Origin of the sequence: Micromonospora sp. DT228 (assembly GCF_049841595.1) — a bacterium.
In the GTDB taxonomy this organism is placed as follows: Bacteria; Actinomycetota; Actinomycetes; order Mycobacteriales; family Micromonosporaceae; genus Micromonospora.
Genome location: NZ_JBNCKO010000004.1, coordinates 397,558 through 417,933 on the forward strand (window position 1 = coordinate 397,558; position 20,376 = coordinate 417,933).

Sequence of the window (20,376 nt, forward strand, 5' to 3'; positions counted from 1 at the left end):
TCAACCCTTCGTGGAACCGGCGGCTACACCGTCGGCAATTTGGCGCTGGAGGAACAGGTAAACCAACAGGACGGGTATGGCGGCGATCAGCACCCCGGAGGCGAACGTGGGGATGTTGTCGGAGTACTGCCCCCGCAACGAGGTCACCCCGATCATGAGCGTCCGGTGATCGGCCGAGGGCATCATCACCAGCGCCATGAGGACGTCGTTCCAGCAGAACAGGGCGTTGAGGATGCCGACCGACAGCAGTGCCGGGGTGCCCAGCGGCAACATGATCCGGCGGTACACGCCATACACGGTGTTGCCGTCGATCCGTGCCGCGTCGATGATCTCCGGTGGGATGCCCCGGTAGTAGCTCGTCATCAGGAACACGGTGAACGGCAGGAACTGGGCCACATAGACGAGGATCAGACCGGGGTACGTGTCGATCAGCGCCGTGTCGGCCATGATCCGGGACAGCGGCACCATGATCACCTGGAACGGGATGAAGAGCCCCGCGAGGCAACCCAGGAACAGCGCCGACGAACCACGGAACCGCAGCTGGCTCAGCGCGAAGCCGGCCATCGAACCGAGCAGGAGCAGCAGCAGCACCGACACCGTCACCACGAACAGCGAGTTGACGAAGTAGCGGCCCATGCCGACGCTGTTCCACGCCGCGCTGATGTTCTCCCAGCGCAGGGCGTCGGTCAGGGAGAACCGGTCGAGGATGTAGTCACGGCGGGTCTTCATCGCGACGTTGGCGGTGAAGAGCAGTGGGTAGATCGTCGCCAGCGCGAGCAGTGACATGGGGATGGCGAGCAGCCACCATCCCAGGCGGGCCCGAGACATCAATCCTCCTTTCCGGATCGTTCGAGCAGCTTGATCTGCAACAGCCCCACCACGAGCATGATCATGAAGAGGATCGTCGACGCGGCCGACGCGAGAGCCGGACGGTTCATCTGGCCCTGCTGCTTCCAGATGTAGAACTCCGGCAGATACGTCGACCCCTCCGGTCCGCCGCTGGTCATGACGTAGAGCAGCCCGAACATCGAGGTCAGCATCCCGATCATCGTGGTCACGAAGACGAACTGGATGGTGCGCGAGAGGCTCGGGACGATCACGTGCCAGACCACCTGGCGCAGCGCCGCCCCGTCCACCCGGGCGGCGTCCAGGAGCGCGGGGTCCAGGGTGGCGAAGCCGGAGAGGAACACCACCAGGGCCATTCCGAAGGTGGCCCAGATGTGCACGCCCACCACCATGAACATCGCGATGTCCGGGTCACCGAGCCAGTCCACCGCACCGATGCCGAACGATCCGAGGATGGCGTTGAGAGGGCCGTCGAAGGCGAGCAACAGGTTGAAGATCGCGCCGACGATGACCGGCGAGAGCACCGCGGGGAAGAAGTACACGCTGCGGTAGAAGCGGTGGCCGGGCACCCGCAGGTAGATGAACGTCGCGAGCAGGCCGGGGATGGCCACCGCCACCGGGAGCAACAGCACCAGCAGCCCGACGTTGCTCAGCGCGGTCCGGAACAGCGGGTCGTGGAACAGCTCGCGGTAGTTGCCGAATCCGACAGCGGTCCCGTTCTGCGCACCGTCGCCGGTGAAGGAGAAGTTGACGCCGAGGAGCAGCGGATAGAGCCGCAGCACCACGATGATCAGGATGGCCGGAGCGACAAGGATGTAGGGAGCGAAGCGTTCGGCCCGCAGGCCGCCGCGGGCGCGACGAGGCTGCGCACCATGCCGATGGGTGGCGGGGGTAGGCCCCGCCCCGCCGGCCCGTCCGGCCTGAGCCAGACGGACCGACGGTTGCGTGTTTCCAATTGACACGAGGGTCAGCCCGCCTGGTCGGAAGCGGCCAACTGCTTCACCACCTCGTCGACGGTGATCGAGCCGCTGAGCAGTTGCTGGGAGAGGCGCCCCATCAGGTCCAGCGTCTTCGAGGAGAGCGCCACGTGCAGAGCGGGCTTGCCGCTCTTCAGCTCGCCGACGATCGTGGAGACCGCGGGCCCGCCCGCGGACACGTCGATGGTGGTGTCGGCGGCGATCGCACCGGCGTCGGCGTAGAAGGCCTTCAACGCGTCGGCCGAGCTCAGGGAGCGCACCAGGTCGGCGGCCACCTTCGGGTCCTTCGTCCACTTGGCGACCGCGTAGCCGATGCCACCGTCGTACGGGAGGCTCGGGGTGGTGCCAGCGGTGACGACCGGGGCCTTCATGACGCCGAGCTTCTCCGCGGTGAGGAACTCGTTGAAGTCCTGCCAGTGCCCCACGTCCGACATCAGACCCATGACGTGCGCGGCCTTACCGGACTGGAAGAGCGCGAAGGAGTCGTTGAACATCGCGGTCGAGTTGGCCCCGTCGCTGTTCATCTTCTTGTCGCCGGTCTCCTTCCAGAGCTGGAAGATCCGCTTGACGTTCGCGGAGTTCCAGTCGCGCTTGCCGGTGATCCAGGCGTCGTACTCCGCGGCCGTGAGGGTGACCGACCCCATGCTGGAGAGCCAGAACTGGATGCCGACGCCCTCCTTGTTGCCGAGGGCGAAGCACTTGGCGCCGGCCTTGGAGATGGCGGCGCAGTCGGCGACGAACTTGTCCCAGGTGGCGGCGGGGGTCGCCGGGTCGAGGCCGGCCTTGCGGTAGATCTCCTTGTTGTAGTAGATCGGATAGCCCTGCAGCGTCACCGGGGCGCCGTAGACCTTGCCGTCCTTGGTGAACGCGTCCCACCCGGCCAGCCGCTGCTTGTCCTCGGCCACGTAATCGGTGATCGGCACCAACGCGTCGACCCGGTCGCGAATCTGGCCACCGCCGTTGAACAGCATGACGTCCGGGCCCTTGCCGGACTGGATCGCCGCACCGAGCAGCGTGTAGTACTGGTCGAAGGGCTGCGCTACGAATTCGACCTCGACTTTGGGGTGCTTCTTCTTGAAGTCGGCCTTAGCCTTGTCCAGATAGGATTTGGCGAACGGCTCGCCGGACTTCCAGTCCCACACGACGAGCTTGCTGTCCGACCCGCTTGACGAGCTTGAATCGCTAGCACTTCCACAACCGGCCAGGGCCAGGCCCACAACGAGGACGGCCGACCATATTGCGCGCTGTCTCATCAGTTGTCACCTCAGAAAGTGGGGTGGCCGGCGGACGCGCCGCCGTGCCAATGTTGCCCGGAACGTAACTCGTATGACGTGTGACGTCAATACTCAGCCGTACACTGAGCCAGACGTCGTGCCACGGCGAGCCTTTCGGAGGGGACATGACGCCATCGCAGGAGACGGCCCTGAACAGCCCGGTGACACCGGCATGGGTGCGTCGGCCGACCAACCTGGCCCGAGCGGTCACCGCCGAACTGGTGGAGCGCATCGTACGTGGCGTGCACCCCTCCGGGACGTCCCTACCTCCCGAGCCGATCCTCTGCGAGACCTTCTCGGTGAGCCGGACCGTCGTCCGCGAGGCAGTCAAGATCCTTCAGGAGAAGGGGCTGGTGCAGGTACGCCAGGGCGCCGGCACCATGGTCACCCCCGCGGCGCAGTGGGACATGCTCGACGAGCTCGTCCTCGGGGCCACGATCGCCAAGGACGACAGCCTCGCCATCCTCGACGATCTCGTCGTCACCAGGCGCGTGCTGGAATCCGACATGGCGAACGTCGCCGCCCGGCTCGCCGACGCGCCGACCATCGACCGGCTGCGCGTCATGGTGGACCAGATGGACCAGCTCGTCGACGACCACGTCACCTACCACGAACACGACCGGGCCTTCCACGACGCGATCATGCAGACGTCCGGTAACCGCATCGCCCGCGGCGTCGTGCGGGCACTGGAGAGCCAGGTCATCAACACCGCCCGCTACATGGGCCGGACCGAGCGCTCCCTGTGCGTGGCGTCCAACCGGGGCCACCGGCGCATCTACGAGCGCATCGCCGCGCACGACTCGGAGGGTGCCGCCGCGGCGATGTTCACCCACATCACCGAGGCCTGGCTGGTCCGCCGCAGCGGCTCCGGCAAGCCGGTTCGTCTGCAACGCTGACCGGCCGGACGACGAAGCGGCGCCCACCCCCGAGGTACGGGAGCAGGCGCCGCCAGAGGCCGACCAGGTCGGCAAGGCCGGTCAGGAGAACTGCGCGAAGAACCTCCAGATCTCACCCTTGGTCCAGGTCGTGATGCCGCTCTCGGCATAGGTGCCGTCGACCGGGCCGGGCATGTGACCGTTGTCGTACGCGGCCCACTGCACCGGGTAACCGGCCCGGCAGCCCGAGTACGTGGTCGTGACGTGCGTGCGGCTGCCGGCCGCCGGCTCGCGCGGGCTCTGCGCGGTGCAGCCGTTGTTCCGGACGAACGTGTCGCGCAACGCCCGGCCACCGGAGATGCCCAGGACGTTGTCCGAGATGCCGTGCAGCCCGAAGTACGCGATGGGCTGCGTACCGCCACTGCAACCGCTGATCTGCCCACCGGAGATCACCGCGACGGCGCGGAAGACGTTGGCCCGCGCGCAGGCCACGGCGTAGCTCATGCCGCCACCCCAGCTGAAGCCGAGGGCGAACCGCTGCCTCGGGTTGACGCAGAGGCTGCTCTCGATCCGGCTGATCATGTCATCGACGAAGACGATGTCCTCACCGCCGGAGTTGCCCCAGCCGTTGCCGAACCCCTGGGGCGCGACCAGGATCGCGCTGTTGTTCGACTGCTCCTGCTGCCCGTAGTAGGACCACGGGGTCCCGCTGGTGCCGCCGGAGGCGATCTCCTGCATCGTGCCGCCGCGCCAGTGGAACGCGAAGATCAGCCGATAGGGGTTGCTGTTGTTGTAGTTGGCGGGCACCCGCAGGATGAAGGTGCGGCTCTTGCCGTTGCTCTGGATCGTGTGCGTGCCGCTGGCCAGCGTCGGCGCCTTGCCGCACCCGCTGCCACCCGACGGCGGCGGGTTGCTGCCGTCCGTGCGGACGAGCTGCCACTGCTGGTTGGTGCCGTTCCAGTCGGAGTACTGCACGATGTTGGCGCCGTCGGCAGTGGACGAGCCCTGCACCTCCACGGCCTTGTTGCTGTTGCGGTTGATCAGCCGGACGTAGCCGCCGTCCGAGTCGGCCAACCGGAACTGCTGGTTGGTGCCGTTGTTGTCGGACCACTGCACGATCGCCCCGCCGTCGGCGGTCGAACGGCCGCTGACGTCGAGCACCTTGCCGGAGTGCCGGGACTTCACCCGGTAGAAGCCGTCACCGGAGTCGACGAACTGCCACTGCTGGTTCGCGCCGTTGTTGCGCGTCCACTGGCTGATCCGGGCGCCGTCGTTGGTGGCCGAGGAGACCAGATCCAACGCCTTGCCGCTGTTGCGGTTGACCAGGACGTACCAGGCGCTGGTGTCCACCGTCGCCGCCGCCGCGGGCGCCGCGTTGACCGCGACGAGTGTGCCGGCCGCCATGAGCGCGGCCGCGGCGGCGGCCAACCCTGACCGCCAACGACGTCTCGGTGGAGAGGCGGGACGAACCTCACCGATGGCCTTCATGGTCCACTCCTTCGATCGGGGTCACCCACGAGCGGAACGCGCGCGTGCCCTGGGGGTGTGTGCCAGCGTCTGGTGGTGGCGTCGGCACGTTGGGGGTATGCGGGCGTAGCGGCCCACCCCGTCGGAGGGGGCGAGCCGCTACGGTTTCCAGCTAGATCGTGACGGTCGTCAGCCGATGCGGACGAGTTGCCACTGCTGGTTGTTGCCGCCCCAGTCGGCGTACTGGACGATGTTGCCGCCGTCAGCCGTGGAGGAGCCCTGCACCTCGACGGCCTTGCCGCTGTTGCGGTTGATCAGGCGCTGGTAACCGTCGGCCGACTGGGCGAGTCGGAACTGCTGGTTCGTCCCGTTGAGGTCGGACCACTGTACGATCGCCCCACCGTCGGCGGTCGAGCGGCCGCTGACGTCGAGCACCTTGCTGGAGAGTCGGGACTTCACCCGGTAGAAGCCGTCACCGGAGTCGACGAACTGCCACTGCTGGTTCGTGCCGTTGTTGCGCGACCACTGGCTGATCCGGGCGCCGTCATTGGTTGCGGAGGCGTACAGGTCCAACGCCTTACCGCTGTTGCGGTTCAGCAACACGTACCAGGCACTGGTGTCCACCCCGTTGCTCGGCGGAGGCGTGGTGGGCGTGGTCGAGCCGGCGTTGAGGGCGTTCAGGACGCTCGTGTACGCGGCCTTCTTGTTACCGTTGCACTCGAAGAGCAGGGCGTTGTCCGACCCACGCCACGAGTCACAGTCACGCACACCCCACGTGGTGATGCCCGTGCACCGCGAGACGGCCAGGCAGGCACGGGTGACACCGGCGAAGATGTTCGCCTGGTTGCCGCCGCCCATCACGTCCAGCTCGGTGATCTGCACGTCCACGCCGAGATCGGCGAAACGCTGCAGGTTGGCCTGGTAGTCACTGGACAACGAGGTGCCCAGGTGCGACTGGAAACCCACACAGTCGATCGGCACGCCACGGGACTTGAAGTCCCGCACCATGTTGTAGATCCCCGTCGACTTCGCGTTGATCCCGTCGGTGTTGTAGTCGTTGTAACACAACTTCGCAGCCGGATCCGCCGCCCGTGCCGCCCGGAACGCCGCCTCGATCCAGTCGTTGCCGGTGCGCTGCAGGTTCGAGTCACGCCGCCCGCCGCTGTTACCGTCGGCGAACGCCTCGTTCACCACGTCCCACGCGTAGATCTTCCCCTTGAAGTGGGTCGCCACCTGCGTGACGTGGTTGATCATCGCGCTGCGCAACGGGCTACCCGACATGTCCCGCGCCCAGGTCGGCTCCTGCTGGTACCACAACAGCGCGTGGCCCCGCACACTCATGCCGTTGGCCTGCGCGTGCGCGACCAGCCGGTCACCACCCGTGTAGTTGAACCGACCCTGCTGCGGCTCGGTCGCGTCCCACTTCATGTCGTTCTCGGCCACGACACTGTTGAACTCGCGGTTCAGGATCGTCACGTACGCGTTGTCGGAGAGCTTTTGGCCCGCGACGGCCGCACCGAAGTAGCGACCCTTCTCGGCCGCTGCCGCCTTCAGAGTCGTGCCGGCGCCACTGGCCGTGGGGGCGAGCACCGCCGTCATGCCCGCGGTGAGTGCGACGGCGAGGGACGCCGCCGCCAGCAGAGTTCTCTTGGGTTTCATGTCGTTCCTTTTCGGTGGTGGTCGCAACGGTGGTGGTCGCAACGGAACCGGGACGTAAATCTCGCATCGGCGCGTACCGACACCTGTCGTCCGGCCGGCTGACGCTGCCGAGGGTGCGTGATGGACGTCCGCATGCCCTGGGGAACGTCGTGACCGTGAGGTGCGACAGCGGCTCGCCCGGTGAGCCACACGTGCTGCCTTCCTCGATATCGAGGGTGAGCGATAACATGTCGTTCGTCAAGACGTAACATAAGCCCGTATCGATGCTGTCGAGTTCAGGTTCCGCCGAAGCCTGCCTCGTCACCGTCGTCCTGACGCGCTGCCCTGGTGGGGAGCCAGCCGCGCCGGTCGCACCTCGTGCACGCGCCGATCACGCAGACTCTGTTATCGCTCACAGGGCCGCGGACCAACCGGACCGTGACCACCCTGCGTAGGGCGGCGGTCACCCTCGGACGGGCCGTGGCCCGCCCGGGTCGGACCACGCACCAGCCGACCGGTCCACCGCGCGGCGGGCCGCCATCAAGAAGCGCATCCGCCGTGCGCCGGATCCGCGGGATTCCTGGCGGGGTGCACTCCGGCCAGGATGTCGGCGGTCGTGTGGGCCTCGACGCCGGGCAGCTCGCAGTCGGTGAACCGCGCGACGACCGCCCGGACGTGCCGCTCGGCCGGTGCCGCGAGGCCGTCGTAGACGGCCTCGAACACCTCCCGCGCCGGCCTCCGGAGCCATTTCTTCGGCAGCAGCTCCAGGGGTAGCTGCGGATCGAGGACGGGAAAACGGCGGAAGGTGTCCATGACCTCGGTTCGCGCCCGTACCGCGGCGGCACCGTCGATCTCCCCGGCCGCCACCCGGGGCAGCACCGCCGTCCAGTGCTCGAGGAACGCCTGGTAGCTCCGGCCGATCTCCGCGATGTCCCAGGCCTCGATCGGGGCGCGGTGGATGGCGGACCCGATGGCTGCCTGCCGGCCGCGGAACACCGTGACGGCACCGAGGGTGAGCTGGTCGAGCTGTGCGCGAGCGGCAGGGGTCAGCTCCTCGGGTGAGATCCACAGCCCGTCGTACAACGGCGCGTATCCGAGCCACCGCAGTTGGGCACGAAGGGCCCGACGCTGGGCGCTCCGGTCCTGCGGCAGCGAGAACGCGACGATCGTCCAGCAGCCGTCCCACCGCACGGTCGAGCTGGTCGAGGCAAGGATCCAGTTGCCGCCGGCGGAGAGGTTGGCGGCGGCCGCGCGGCTGAGCCGGTAGGAGCTGCGCCGTCCCAGCCGGCTGCCCTCCAGGACGCCACGGCGGGCCAGCCGGCTGATCGCGGTACGCGCGCCGGCCGTGGTCACCCCGGTCTCCTCGAGCAGCGCGACGATGGCGGCGGACGGGAGAGCGGCACGAGTCCGCAGGGTGTAATCCGCGAGCAGGGTCACCGCGACGCCCTGCGGCGAGTTGCCGACCTGCCGCCGGGGCAGCCGGAGCTGTCGGCCTCCGTCGTCGGGATAGATCTCGTCGATGTCGAACGGGCTTGCCACAGGCGCTCCGTGCTCTTCAGGGACGGTGTGACGACTGTAGACGGACCGCCGTCGAACGGGGAGTCACCGGTCCACCTTTGATCGAAGATTCTCGATTGACACTTGTTGGCCCGAGGAGAACACTAATCGCCACGCGATGTGGTCCGGAGTCGGGCAGGGCGAGCCACCGGTAGCGGGCATCGCGCGATCACCGCGGGCCTCGGGCACACCCGCGAGCCGATCGCGCGGCCATCCACAGCCTGCACAGGCAATCGAAGGAGTCGTCCGTTGAGAATCAGAAGAAAACTGCTGCTCGCCCTGGCCGCGTCGCTGGTGGCGGCCGGTCTGGCGGTCCCCGCGACGCAACCCGCGTACGCGGCGTCGCTGACCGAGCTGACAAGCTTCGGTGACAACCCGGGTCGGATGCGGATGCACGTCTACGTGCCGGACAACCGCCCGGCCCGGCCGGCGACAATCGTGGCGATGCACGGCTGCGGTGGGTCCGGCCCCGGCTTCTACTCCGGCAGCGAGTTCGCCGGCCTGGCCGACCGGTACGGATTCATCGTGATCTACCCGTCCGCGACCCAACAGGCAGGGTTCGGCAACTGCTTCGACGTCTGGTCAGACGCGGCCAAGCGGCGCGGCGGCGGCAGCGACCCGGTGTCGATCATCTCGATGATCCGGCACGTGCAACAGCAGTACGCCGCCGACCCGGACCGGGTCTACGCCACCGGCAGTTCCTCCGGCGGCATGATGACCAACCACATGCTGGCCCTCTATCCCGACGTGTTCAAGGCCGGCGCGGCGTTCATGGGCGTGCCGTTCAACTGCTTCGCCAACGCGGCCGACTTCCCACCCACCAGCAGCCAGTGCACCGGCGGGAACATGAACCGTACGCCGCAACAGTGGGGCGACGCGGTCCGCCAGGCGTACCCCGGTTACTCCGGGCCCCGCCCGCGCGTCCAGTTGTGGCACGGCACCAACGACACACTCGTGCCGTACTCGCTGTTGCAGGAGTCGATCGAGCAGTGGACGAACGTGTTCGGGTTGAGCCAGACGCCGACCTCCACCGACGCTCCGCAGCCGAACTGGAACCGGCGCAGGTACGCCGACAGCAGCGGCACGGTCCAGGTCGAGGCGTACAGCATCCAGGGCGCCGGGCACAGTCTGCCCGCCAGCGGCATGGCGGCGTCCGCCATCGGGTTCTTCGGCCTGTCCAACCCGACCAATCCGACCACGCCGCCACCAAACCCGACCACCCCGCCGCCCAACCCGACCACGCCACCGCCGAACCCGACCACCCCGCCGCCGGACTCCGGCGCCTGCCGGGTGACCGTCGCCGTCAACGCCTGGAACAACGGGCTGACCGAGAACATCACCGTGACGAACACCGGCGCCGGTGCCGTCAACGGCTGGTCCCTGGTGTTCACCCTGCCCGGCGGCCAGAGCATCACCTCGGGCTGGAACGCCTCCTACTCCCCGAACTCGGGACAGGTGACGGCCCGGAACGTCGCCTACAACGGCGGCATACCCGCGAACGGATCGGTGACCGTCGGCTTCCAGGCCACGCACACGGGTAACACCGCCAAGCCGAGCGCGTTCACCCTCAACGGCGCGTCCTGCTCGGTGGCCTGACACCGGATGCACTCCGGGGATGGGCACGTCACCGTGCCTCCCCGGAGTGTCGGCGGCCCCGCCAGGGCGGCCGGGCGGGCGGGCGTCGACAAGTACGTGCGCCGGTCACCAACTCGTGGTGACCGGCGCACGTGTTGTCGGGCTAGCGGTAGCCGGCGCTCACGATGCTGGCCTGCACCGCGGCCTCGGTCGCGTCGGACGGGTAGCCGGCGACCATGGCCCCCTCGTAGAAGGTGCCGGCGCTCAGGTTCGCGCCGCCGTCGGGCTTGCAGCAGTCACCGCCACTGCCCAGGATGATCGCGCCCTGCTTCTTCATCGGGCTGTAGCCCGGCGGGAGCGAGCCGTCGTACAGCGTGTAGAGGCTGCCGGACGTGGCGTCGCTGCCCTTGATGGCGAAGCGGGACGTGCCGTTGTTCTTCAGCGTCGCCGTCACGAACTTGCTGGTGAAGGCGCGCTGGTTCGGGTTCCAGCTCTGGCTGCCGCCGGGGAAGAGACCCCACTCGAGGTCTGCCTGCACCCAGGGTCCGCTGCCCGAGCAGCCGCCGAACCAGCACTGCTTGCTGAAGTTGATGGCGTCCATCGCACCGGCGGCGTCGGCCTTGCGCGTCGTCTCGCTGTTGCCGTAGTCGAAGCAGCAGCCGCTGTTGACGTGGGTGCCGCTCGTCACCATGTACATGCCCTCGGGCGCGGCACCGGTCGGCACCCCGGTGAGGTGCCCGTCGCGCCAGTAGCTGTTGCCGGGGTTGATGTAGAGCGAGTACGCCTTGGCGCCGCCCACGCTCAGCGACTCGGTCGTCGCGACCGCCGGCCTGCTCTGCGGGCTGCCCGGAACCACGCTCGACCCCTGGTACCAGAGGTCGTTGCCGCGCCCGGACTGGTCGAAGACGACGGTGATGACGCAGGTGGTGCCGGCGCAGAACGAGTCCTGGGTCGCCGCGTTCGCGGTGCCACCCGTGCCGGTCAGCCCGACATTGCGGGTCGTGTTGTCCGATGAGCGCCGGACCTGGTAGAGGTTGCCGGTGTACGCCGCGTAGAGCGCCCGCGTCGTGCTGTGCGCCGCGACGCACGCAGTGCCGCCGGAGGCGTAGATGTCGCACGGACGCGCGCCGCTCGGCGGCGGACTGGTCGGCGGCGCCGAGGTCGGCGGCACGGAGGTCGGCGGCGTGTTCGGCGAGGCCCACTGCTGGTTGGCGCCACCGTTGCAGGCCCAGAGGATGACCTTCGTGCCGTTCGCGGTGGCGGCGGCGTTGGCGTCGAGGCAGAGCCCGGACTGCACGCCGGTGATGGTGCCGTTGCTGTTGACGTTCCACTGCTGGTTGTTCTGGCCGTTGCAGTCCCAGATGATCGCCTGGGTGCCGTTCGTGGTGCCCCGGCCGGAGGCATCCAGACACTTGTTGCCATACACCTGGATCTGCTTGCTCGACGTCCAGGTCCAGGTCTGGCCGGCGGCGCCGTTGCAGTCCCAGAGTTGCGTCTGGGTGCCGTTCGTGGTGCTGGAGTTGGGCACCTCGAGGCAGCGACCGGACGGCGTGCCGACGATCGGAGTGCTCTGCCCCGGCTGGATGGTGGCCGCCACGGCGGCCCCGGCGGCGAGGGGCGAGCTTCCGGGGGTGGTGCCGACGCCGATGCCGACGACGACGAGCACCCCGGCCAGGGCACCGGCCAGGAGGGTCAGACGTCGGACGCGTTGGCGTCTCGGGATGAGGTCGCGGGCTGTTCCTGGCCCGCTGCGGGACGGGGTTCGCACGAGGTGGCTCCTCGGAGTCGGGGAAGCGCGGGGAGATCGTCGACGCGCCACGGGCGGGTGGTGGCATGGCGGATCGCAGCGAATCGTATGACCTTTGTTGAATTCATGTCAATGAATGCGGTGCCGGGTGGCGCGCTGGCTGCTGGGCGGACAGCCAGCGCGTCACCTCCCCCGGGGCGACTACCGCCCCAGGATCCGCCACGTCTGGTTCAGGGTGCCGCCCTGGTTGACCGCCTTGCAGGTCCACTGGTGGACCAGCGCGCCGGCCGCCGTGGAGACGCCACTGACATCGACACACTTGCCGCTGTGCCGCGCGACGAGTTGGTAGTCGTGCGAGTCGTTACCCGAGTAGGTCACCTTGCGGAGGGTGAACTGCTGGTTGGAGGTGTTCAGGCAGGTCCACTGGTGCACGGCGGCGCCGTCGGCGGTGGACACGCCGCTGACGTCGAGGCACTTGCCGCTCTGCTGGTTGACCACGGTGTACGTGTTGGCCACGCCGGCGACCGGGCGGAAGTTCCAGAGCTGCTGGTCGCCGCCGTCGCAGTAGTTCTGCTGCTGGACGTTGCCGTCGGCGGTGCTCAGGCCGACGTTGTTGAGGCACTGCTGGGAGTGCTGGGCCACCGCCACCGACTGGAAGCTGGCCTCGGCCGGGGGCAGCAGGGTGACGGCGTAGGTGTCGGTCTGGTTGGTGTACGGCAGGGTCACCGTGGCGTTGTTGTTGGACACGCTGACCACGCTGTTCGAGACCGTGATCGGCCCCGGCACGGCGCCACCGTTGTTGTGCGGGATGCGTTGGGTGAGGACCCGGACCTGGTTGTTCTGCACGATGCCGCTCGTGGTGTCCAGGCCCTGCAGGTTGACGGTCAGGTTCCCGGTGGTGCGACCGCCGCCGATCAGGATCTTGGCCGTGCCGGCCGCCTTCGTGGCGTACGCGTCGAACGACTGGCTGGGGGTGACCCCGGCGATCTGCCCGGTCTGGGAGGCGTAGAAGCGGTAGTTCCACCACTCGCCCTTGGGCTGGTGCTGCCCGGCCGAGTTGCGGATCAACAGGTTGCCGAGGTCGTTGTGCAGGCTGCCCCCGCTGGCCCAGTTCGCCCGCAGGCCGTCGGCCCGGGCCCGTTCCAGCCGCGCGATGTACCAGGCGCCGTCGGCCGGGTTCTGCTCGTCGGGCGCGCCGTACTCGTTGATCTGGTAGGGCCGTGGGTGGGCGATGCCACGGGGGTCGAGGGTGGCGTTGGCCGCGGCGACGTTGGCGACCGGGTCGCCCGGCAGCGAGTGCCAGCTGATGATGTCCGGCACCGTGTTCGTCGAGCGGACGAAGTCCAGGTACTGGTTCCAGAAGGCGTGGTTCGTCGACGGGACGCAGGCACAGCTCGGCCCGACGATGAGCTGGTTGGGGAACTCCACCCGGAGGCGCTGGTAGGTGCGGCGCCACAGTTCGAGGTACTGGGAGATCGGGCGGTTCCAGAAGATGGTGATGTTGGGTTCGTTCCAGATGTCCCACTGCACGTTCAGCCCGGACGCGCGGACGTCGCCGATGAGCCGGGTCAGAAAGTTGTCGTAGTCGGTCCAGTTGCCGTTGTCGCCGGGGAAGCGCGAGATTCCGGCGCCGTCGGCGCCCCACAGGTCGTGCGGCAGGATGATGAACTTCCCGCCGAGGGCTGTGGTCCGACGTGCCTGGGCGAGTGTGGAGTTCCACCGGCGGTCGTACGTGCCGCCGACCCAGCCGCTGCCCGGGAGCTGCGCGCCGCCGGCCCGCATGGACTGGAACTTGACGTCTCGGTAGAAGTGGTCCGCCGGACCGCTGGCGTTCTCGGTCATGCCGTAGATCCAGCCGGACGCGCGGTAGGTCGGCGTGCCGTTGTCCGTGGCGAAGTTGACGCTTATCGACTCGTTGCCGGCCTGCGCTGGAGGCGCGGCGACGGTGACGGCGGCGGTGGCGGCGAGCAGGCCAACCGCGAGTCGGGCGGCGAGCGCGCGGGCGCGGCCTGACCTGCCGGGGGACGGGGTTTTCACGGGCGGCTCCTTGGTGGGGCGCGGGGGACGCTCTCCGGAGGGCTGCTTGCGAATCGATTCGCACGGATCGTAGGACCAGGAACTGAACCATGTCAATGAAGTGACGACGCGGTGAAGGTGGCGTTTCACAGCGCAGCCTTCGGAACACCCGATCATCTCTTGACCTGCCGACAGCGGCGGACCTATCTTCGTGCGAACCGATTTGTCGAATCGGTTCGCCTCATGGTCGGACGGTGTCCGACCCCGCGACGGTCAACCCGCACACCCACCTGACGATCGACTGAAGTGAGGCAACACATGACAGGACTCAGTCGTCGACGGCGCCTGGCCGCCGTCGCCGTGATAGCCCTTGCCGCGGTGACCGGCAGCGCCTGCTCATCGTCCTCCGACGACGGGGCCAGCGACGGCGGCGCCTACCTCGTCTGGGACCCGTATCCGCAGTTCGCCGCCGACTCCGAGTGGGTCGCACTGCTCAAGAAGTGCGGCACCTCGGCGGGGGCGGCGACCGTCGAGCGGACCGGCTACGACACCACCGACCTGACCAACAAGGCCCTGCTCGCCGCCCAGCAGAGCAACTCGCCGGACGTGCTGATCGTGGACAACCCGGTCATCTCGACACTGGCCGAGGCCGGGGCGCTCACCACCACCGAGGACAACAAGCTCGACGTCTCGGCCATGGCGCCGAACCTGCTCGGCGCCGGCCAGAGCGCGGGCAAGACGTACGGGGTGCCGATCGGCGCGAACACCCTCGCCCTCTACTACAACAAGGACCTGCTGAAGGCCGCTGGCGTCGATCCGGCCTCGATCAAGGACTGGGCGTCGCTGACCGCGGCACTGAACGCGGTCAAGGCCAAGGGGAAGAAGGGCATCACCTTCTCCGCGATCGGCACCGAGGAGGGCAGCTTCCAGTTCCTGCCCTGGTTCTGGGGCTCGGGCGCCCAACTGACGAGCCTGGACTCACCGCAGGCGGTGTCCGCGTTGACGCTCTGGACCGACTGGCTCCGGCAGGGCCTCGCCCCGAACTCGGTCATCAACAACACCCAGACCACGAGCTGGCAGGAGTTCGCCACCGGCGACTTCGCGTTCGCCGAGAACGGCACCTGGCAGCTGGCCAACGCGGAGAAGCTCGGCTTCTCCTACGGCACCATCGCCATCCCGGCCAGCGCGGGCGGGCCGGCGCCGGCGCCCACCGGCGGCGAGTTCGTCTCCATTCCGGTGCAGAAGAAGACCGCCAGGTACGAGACGTCGCAGAAGATCGTCGCCTGCCTCACCAACGCCGACAACCTGCTCACCACCGACACCACGCTGTCCTACGTCGCACCCGTCGCCGCCGTGCAGGACCGGCAGGCCGCCTCCGACCCCAAGCTCAAGGTCTGGGTGGAGGCGGTCCGGGCGGCCAAGGGCCGCACCGGTGACAACCTCGGCACGAAGTACCCGAAGATCTCGGAATCGCTGTGGACCGCGGTGCAGTCGGCCCTCAGCGGTGGAAAGTCACCGAAGGACGCGCTGACCGCCGCTCAGGCCGCGACCAGGTAACCGCGCCGAACCGACACCATGCTCCCCTCGACACACAGCTCCACTGCCGTACCGGATCCGGGTGGGGCGGCGAAGTCCGCCCCTCCCGGGCCTCCGCCGTCCCGCGCCCGCCGGCCCAACCGATGGCTGGCGTGGGGCTTCCTGGCGCCGGTCACCCTCTACCTGGTGGCCTTCTACGCCTACCCCCTCTACCGCAATCTCGACCTGAGCCTGCGCGAGTACACCGTCCGCTCGTTCGTGCAGGGCGGCGCGCCCTTCGCCGGCCTCGACAACTACCGGACGGTCCTGACCGATCCGGCCTTCGGGTCCACCCTGTCGCACACCCTGATCTTCACCGGCGCGTCGCTCGTCTTCCAGTTCGCCATCGGCATGGCCCTGGCGCTCTTCTTCCACCAGCACTTCCCGCTGTCGCGCACGTTGCGGGCGTTGATCCTCGTACCGTGGCTGCTGCCCCTGATCGTCTCGGCCTCGACCTGGTCGTGGCTTCTCAACAGTGATTCCGGGCTGGTCAACGCCGCGCTCGGAGTCGTCGGGATCGACCCGGTCAACTGGCTCACCTCGCCGGGCTGGTCGCTCGCCTCGGTGATCATCGCGAACATCTGGATCGGCATCCCGTTCAACCTGGTGGTGCTGTACAGCGGGTTACAGGCGATTCCGGTCGAGATGTACGAGGCGTCCGCGCTGGACGGCGCGTCGAGCTGGCAACGGTTCTGGGGGATCACCTTTCCGCTGCTCCGCCCCGTCTCCGCGATCACGCTGCTGCTGGGGCTGATCTACACGCTCAAGGTCTTCGACATCATCTGGATCATGACGAAGGGCGGCCCGAGCAACTCCTCCGCCACGCTCGCGACCTGGTCCTACCGACTCGGCTTCGGCAACCTGCTGCCCGAGTTCGGTCCGGGTGCGGCCGTCGGCAACCTGCTCATCGTGATGGCCCTGATCGCCGGGCTCGTCTACATCCGGATCCAGCGGAGGCAGAACCAGCCATGACCACCTCCACACCTCGGGTCTGGTGGAAGACCGCCGTCGGTCTGGTGCTGACCGGACTGATGCTCTTCCCCGTCTACTGGATGATCAACGTGTCCTTCACCCGGGACCAGGACATGCGGGCCAGTCCCCCACACCTGTTCCCGACCAACGGCACGCTGGACGGCTACCGGGCCGTCCTCGACCAGCAGTTGCCCTACCTCGGCACCAGCTTCCTGGTCGGTCTCGGCACGGTGGCGCTGACCGTGGCGCTGGCCGCCCCCGCCGGGTACGCGCTGGCGAAACTGCGGCCACCCGGCGGCACGGCACTGAGCTTCGTCCTGCTGATCGCGCAGATGATCCCGGGCATCATCATGGCGATGGGCTTCTACGCCATCTATCTCAGTTTCGGCGTCCTGAACACGCTGCCCGGACTGATCCTGGCCGACTCGACGCTCGCGGTGCCGTTCGCCGTGCTGATCTTCACGGCCTTCATGTCCGGAATCCCCGACGAGCTGCTCCAGGCGGCCGTGGTCGACGGCGCCGGTCGGCTGCGGACCTTCTGGTCGATCGTGCTTCCGGTCAGCCGCAACTCGATCGTCACGGTGTCGCTGTTCGCGTTCCTGTGGTCGTGGTCGGACTTCATCTTCGCCTCGACGCTCGCCGGCGGCGGCGACCGGCAGCCCATCACCCTCGGCATCTACCACTACATCGGCAACAACAACCAGCAGTGGAACGCCATCATGGCCACCGCTGTCGTCGCCTCCATCCCCGCCGCGGTGCTGCTGATCCTGGCCCAGCGCTACGTCTCGATGGGCGTGACCGCCGGCGCCGTCAAGGACTGACCACCCGCACCACAGAAAGGCACCCGCCACCCATGACCGTCGCCCCGTCCGGTCCGGAGTTCCCCGTCCAGGACATCCCGTTCAGCTACCGAGGAGCCTGGTTCAACATCTCCCCGGTGGTCGCCGAGAAGACGTACGCCGACGATCTGCACCTGGTCTCCCACCAGACCGGGCTACACCCCGTACTGCGGCTCTCCCCCGCGGCGGCCGATGCCACGATCGTCGCCACACCCGCGCTGCTGACCTGGCGAAACGGCACCGACCGGATCGAGGCTGTCTACGACGGCCCGGACACCCTGCGGATCCGGGGCCGACGCCTCGGCCTGCGGGTGGCAGCGGCCGCGCCCACCCTCACCCCGTTCAGCGGCACCTACCTCTACCACGACCCGGTCGACGGCTCCCACGTGTTCACCTCGTACGAGACCGGTCGCCGCTACCGGGTCACCGTTCTCTCCGGAGCGCTCCATCGCACCGCGGGGGTCGAGGCGCTCGGCAGCGCGGACCGACACGTGGACCTTCCCGGCGACCAACCGTGGGAGATCGCGATCGAGGAGTACGCCACCGCACGCCGCCCGTACGCCGGGGCGGCCACCTTCGACCAACTGTGCCGCGACCGGGCCGCCGAGTTCACCGCGTTCGTCGACGCTGTCGCACCGTGGCGCGGTGCGGAAACCCCGGCCGCCGAACTCGCCGCCTACGTCCTGTGGTCCGCCACCGTCGCCCCGGCGGGCTTCGTCACCCGGCCCGCGGTCCTGATGTCCAAGCACTGGATGGACAAGGTGTGGAGCTGGGACCACTGCTTCAACGCGATCGCCCTGGCCGCCGGCGAGCCGGAGCTGGCCTGGCACCAGTTCCAGCTGCCCTTCGACCACCAGGACGAGGCCGGTGCCCTACCCGACTCGGTCACGCACTCCGAGGTCCTGCACAACTACGTCAAGCCCCCCATCCACGGCTGGGCCCTGCGGCACCTGCGTCGCCGCCTTCCCCAGCCACCGGACCGGGCGGCGCTGACGCAGACGTACGAGCGGCTGGCCCGCTGGACCCGGTTCTGGCTCGACGCGCGTCGGGCCCCCGGCCACGACCTGCCCCACTACCAGCACGGCAACGACAGCGGCTGGGACAACGCGACCACCTTCGACGCCAACCGGGTCCTCGAGACGGCCGACCTCGCCGCGTTCCTGGTGTCCCAGCTGCGCTGCCTCGCCGACCTCGCCGGCGAGCTGGGTGAGCCCGCCGAGCAGTGGTCCCGGGAGGCCGACCGGATCCACGGCGCCATGCTGCGGGACCTGTGGGACGGCGAACGCTTCACCGCCCGCAATCCGCACACCGGCCAGCGGCGGGCGAGTCGGAGCCTGCTCGACCTGATGCCCGTCGCGCTCGGCGCCGACCTGCCGGCCCCGGTGGCCGCCGCGCTGGCCCGGGGCGTCGAAACCCACCTGACCACCCACGGGCTGGCCACCGAGCCGGTCGACTCGGCGCACTACCTCGCCGACGGCTACTGGCGTGGCCCGATCTGGGCACCCTCCACCGTCCTGGTCGAGGACGGCCTGCGGCGGGCCGGGCAGACCAGGGTCGCCGACGAGATCAGTCGACGGTTCCTGGCGCTGTGCGAGAAGTCCGGGTTCGCGGAGAACTTCGACGCCGAGACCGGGGCCGGGCTCCGGGACCGCGCGTACACCTGGACGGCCAGCAGCTACCTGATCCTGGCCGCCGGTCAGGAGGAACGGCGGGTCACGAAGGGGTAGCCGCGTCGACTCTCCGGGCCCGCACCGGACCGGTGCTGGAGCGCAACGAGATGGGCGGGCTGTACAGCCGGTGGCGTGGCACGGCGTCGGGGGCGGCGATGCTCTCCAGCAGCAGCGACACGGCCTCGGCGCCCATCTCGACCATCGGGACGTCCGCCGCCGTCAACGGGGGGCGAAAGTCCTCCGCCCAGTGTTGGGCGGCGACACCGGTGACGGAGAAGTCGCGGGGCACGGACAGGCCGGCGCCGGTCAGCGCGCGCTGCATGCCGGGCAGCGCGGCCTCGTTGATGGTGGCGACGGCCGTCACGTCCGGATGTGTCACGAGCAACTGTTCCACGCACGCCTCGCCGGCGGCGGTGTCGTCGCCGCTGCAGACCTCCACACCGGTCAGGCCCCGTTCCATCGCCGCGGCCCGGAAGCCGGCCAGCGCTCGATGGCTGGGGCCGTAACCCGCAGCCACCAGCTCGGCGGAGCGGTTCACGAGCGCCACGTGCCGGTGCCCCAGATCGGCCAGGTGGTGCACGCAGCGGGCGATCAGCCCGGAGTAGTCGATGTCGATCCAGCTCATCTCGTGCGGCTCGGCTATCCGCCCGATCGTGACGAACGGCAGACCGGCCCTGGTCAGGCGGGTCACCCGGTCGTCCGCCAGGCGAATCTCCATCAGGACCACGCCGTCCACCCGACGCCCGGTGACGATCCGCTCGAACGACCGGTCATGGTCACCACCGGACGGGGACAGCAACACATCGAGATCGTGGCGGGCGGCCGCCTCGACGACGCTCGCGACGAACCCCAACTGCATGTCGGTCAGCCGCTGGCTCGCCGGGGGAATCACCAGGCCGAGGGTGCGGGTGCGGCCCTCCTTCAGCGCGCGGGCACTGGCGTTCGGTCGATAGTCCAGCTCGTCGATGACCGCCTGGATCCGCTGCCGGGTCGTCTCCGACACGGTCCGCTTCCCGCTCAGCACGTAGGACACGGTGCTGCGGGACACCCCCGCCCGACGGGCGATCTCCCCGATGTTCATACCGCGCCCTCGAATCGATTATTGCCCCGACACGGGGACGCACCGTCTTTCGCTGACGAGCATATCCGTCCGGAATCCTCGGCCCGAGTCCGGAAGTTCCGCAGCCAGCACGGGCACAGCCGGCGATTCCGACACGTCGTGGAACCGGTGCCTGACGAGATGGATGTCGGTGGGCGCCGAACCGGACGCGCGGGCCGCGGAAGGTGGCGCAATAGATGGATGCACATTAATGTAAAAAGGTGTGACGTGTGATGTCGCTTACCACCG

At 68.7% G+C, this 20,376-nt stretch carries 15 protein-coding genes; 6 read left to right on the forward strand and 9 right to left on the reverse strand.

Translation table 11 applies throughout. The annotated features are described in order from the left end of the window. The 3 genes from ACLQ29_RS11250 to ACLQ29_RS11260 are packed head-to-tail and all read right to left on the reverse strand — an operon-like array spanning position 1 to position 2,965. Positions 1-828: a carbohydrate ABC transporter permease gene (locus ACLQ29_RS11250; RefSeq protein WP_425771546.1), complete on the reverse strand. Its 828-nt coding sequence runs from the start codon at positions 826-828 to the stop codon at positions 1-3. Next, entirely contained in the window at positions 828-1,808 is a 981-nt protein-coding gene (locus ACLQ29_RS11255) for a carbohydrate ABC transporter permease (protein ID WP_425771547.1), read from the reverse strand. The genes ACLQ29_RS11250 and ACLQ29_RS11255 overlap by 1 nt, the downstream gene beginning before the upstream one ends. Before the next feature lie 5 nt (positions 1,809-1,813). Next, positions 1,814-2,965 carry an ABC transporter substrate-binding protein gene (locus ACLQ29_RS11260; protein ID WP_425771548.1) on the reverse strand — a complete coding sequence of 384 codons (1,152 nt, stop codon included), beginning with the start codon at positions 2,963-2,965 and terminating at the stop codon, positions 1,814-1,816. Positions 2,966-3,222: 257 nt separating this feature from the next. Here ACLQ29_RS11260 and ACLQ29_RS11265 point away from each other — a divergent pair, with 257 nt between their 5' ends. Continuing rightward, positions 3,223-3,993 (forward strand): FadR/GntR family transcriptional regulator, encoded by a 771-nt coding sequence (locus ACLQ29_RS11265; RefSeq protein WP_425771549.1) that lies wholly within the window; start codon positions 3,223-3,225, stop codon positions 3,991-3,993. Positions 3,994-4,074: 81 nt separating this feature from the next. Here the strand turns inward: ACLQ29_RS11265 and ACLQ29_RS11270 are convergent, their stop codons facing one another. The 3 genes from ACLQ29_RS11270 to ACLQ29_RS11280 all read right to left on the reverse strand — a co-directional run bounded on the left by ACLQ29_RS11270 (position 4,075) and on the right by ACLQ29_RS11280 (position 8,616). Continuing rightward, entirely contained in the window at positions 4,075-5,460 is a 1,386-nt protein-coding gene (locus ACLQ29_RS11270) for an RICIN domain-containing protein (protein WP_425771550.1), read from the reverse strand. Positions 5,461-5,628: 168 nt separating this feature from the next. After that, positions 5,629-7,098, reverse strand: coding sequence for an endo-1,4-beta-xylanase (locus ACLQ29_RS11275; protein WP_425771551.1), 1,470 nt, complete (start codon positions 7,096-7,098; stop codon positions 5,629-5,631). A 519-nt stretch (positions 7,099-7,617) separates the two neighbouring features. Next, positions 7,618-8,616: a PaaX family transcriptional regulator C-terminal domain-containing protein gene (locus ACLQ29_RS11280; protein ID WP_425771552.1), complete on the reverse strand. Its 999-nt coding sequence runs from the start codon at positions 8,614-8,616 to the stop codon at positions 7,618-7,620. A 267-nt stretch (positions 8,617-8,883) separates the two neighbouring features. Here ACLQ29_RS11280 and ACLQ29_RS11285 point away from each other — a divergent pair, with 267 nt between their 5' ends. After that, positions 8,884-10,230 carry an extracellular catalytic domain type 1 short-chain-length polyhydroxyalkanoate depolymerase gene (locus ACLQ29_RS11285; protein WP_425771553.1) on the forward strand — a complete coding sequence of 449 codons (1,347 nt, stop codon included), beginning with the start codon at positions 8,884-8,886 and terminating at the stop codon, positions 10,228-10,230. A 142-nt stretch (positions 10,231-10,372) separates the two neighbouring features. On the opposite strand, the gene ACLQ29_RS11290 is transcribed toward ACLQ29_RS11285, so the two are convergent. Further along, positions 10,373-11,977, reverse strand: a complete 1,605-nt coding sequence (locus ACLQ29_RS11290; RefSeq protein WP_425771554.1) for an arabinofuranosidase catalytic domain-containing protein — start codon at positions 11,975-11,977, stop codon at positions 10,373-10,375. Between the two features lie 180 nt (positions 11,978-12,157). Then, positions 12,158-13,993: an RICIN domain-containing protein gene (locus ACLQ29_RS11295; protein ID WP_425771555.1), complete on the reverse strand. Its 1,836-nt coding sequence runs from the start codon at positions 13,991-13,993 to the stop codon at positions 12,158-12,160. Positions 13,994-14,290: 297 nt separating this feature from the next. Here ACLQ29_RS11295 and ACLQ29_RS11300 point away from each other — a divergent pair, with 297 nt between their 5' ends. The 4 genes from ACLQ29_RS11300 to ACLQ29_RS11315 are packed head-to-tail and all read left to right on the forward strand — an operon-like array spanning position 14,291 to position 19,085. Beyond that, the gene (locus ACLQ29_RS11300; RefSeq protein ID WP_425771556.1) at positions 14,291-15,529 is read left to right on the forward strand and encodes a sugar ABC transporter substrate-binding protein; all 1,239 of its coding nucleotides are present in this window, start codon (positions 14,291-14,293) and stop codon (positions 15,527-15,529) included. An 18-nt stretch (positions 15,530-15,547) separates the two neighbouring features. Then, positions 15,548-16,519, forward strand: a complete 972-nt coding sequence (locus ACLQ29_RS11305; RefSeq protein ID WP_425771557.1) for a carbohydrate ABC transporter permease — start codon at positions 15,548-15,550, stop codon at positions 16,517-16,519. Continuing rightward, entirely contained in the window at positions 16,516-17,340 is an 825-nt protein-coding gene (locus tag ACLQ29_RS11310; RefSeq protein ID WP_425771558.1) for a carbohydrate ABC transporter permease, read from the forward strand. Before ACLQ29_RS11305 ends, ACLQ29_RS11310 begins: the two co-directional genes overlap by 4 nt. Positions 17,341-17,372: 32 nt before the next feature. Beyond that, positions 17,373-19,085: an amylo-alpha-1,6-glucosidase gene (locus tag ACLQ29_RS11315; protein WP_425771559.1), complete on the forward strand. Its 1,713-nt coding sequence runs from the start codon at positions 17,373-17,375 to the stop codon at positions 19,083-19,085. Here the strand turns inward: ACLQ29_RS11315 and ACLQ29_RS11320 are convergent. Then, positions 19,072-20,109: a LacI family DNA-binding transcriptional regulator gene (locus tag ACLQ29_RS11320; RefSeq protein WP_425771560.1), complete on the reverse strand. Its 1,038-nt coding sequence runs from the start codon at positions 20,107-20,109 to the stop codon at positions 19,072-19,074. The genes ACLQ29_RS11315 and ACLQ29_RS11320 overlap by 14 nt on opposite strands. Positions 20,110-20,376: the final 267 nt, after the last annotated feature.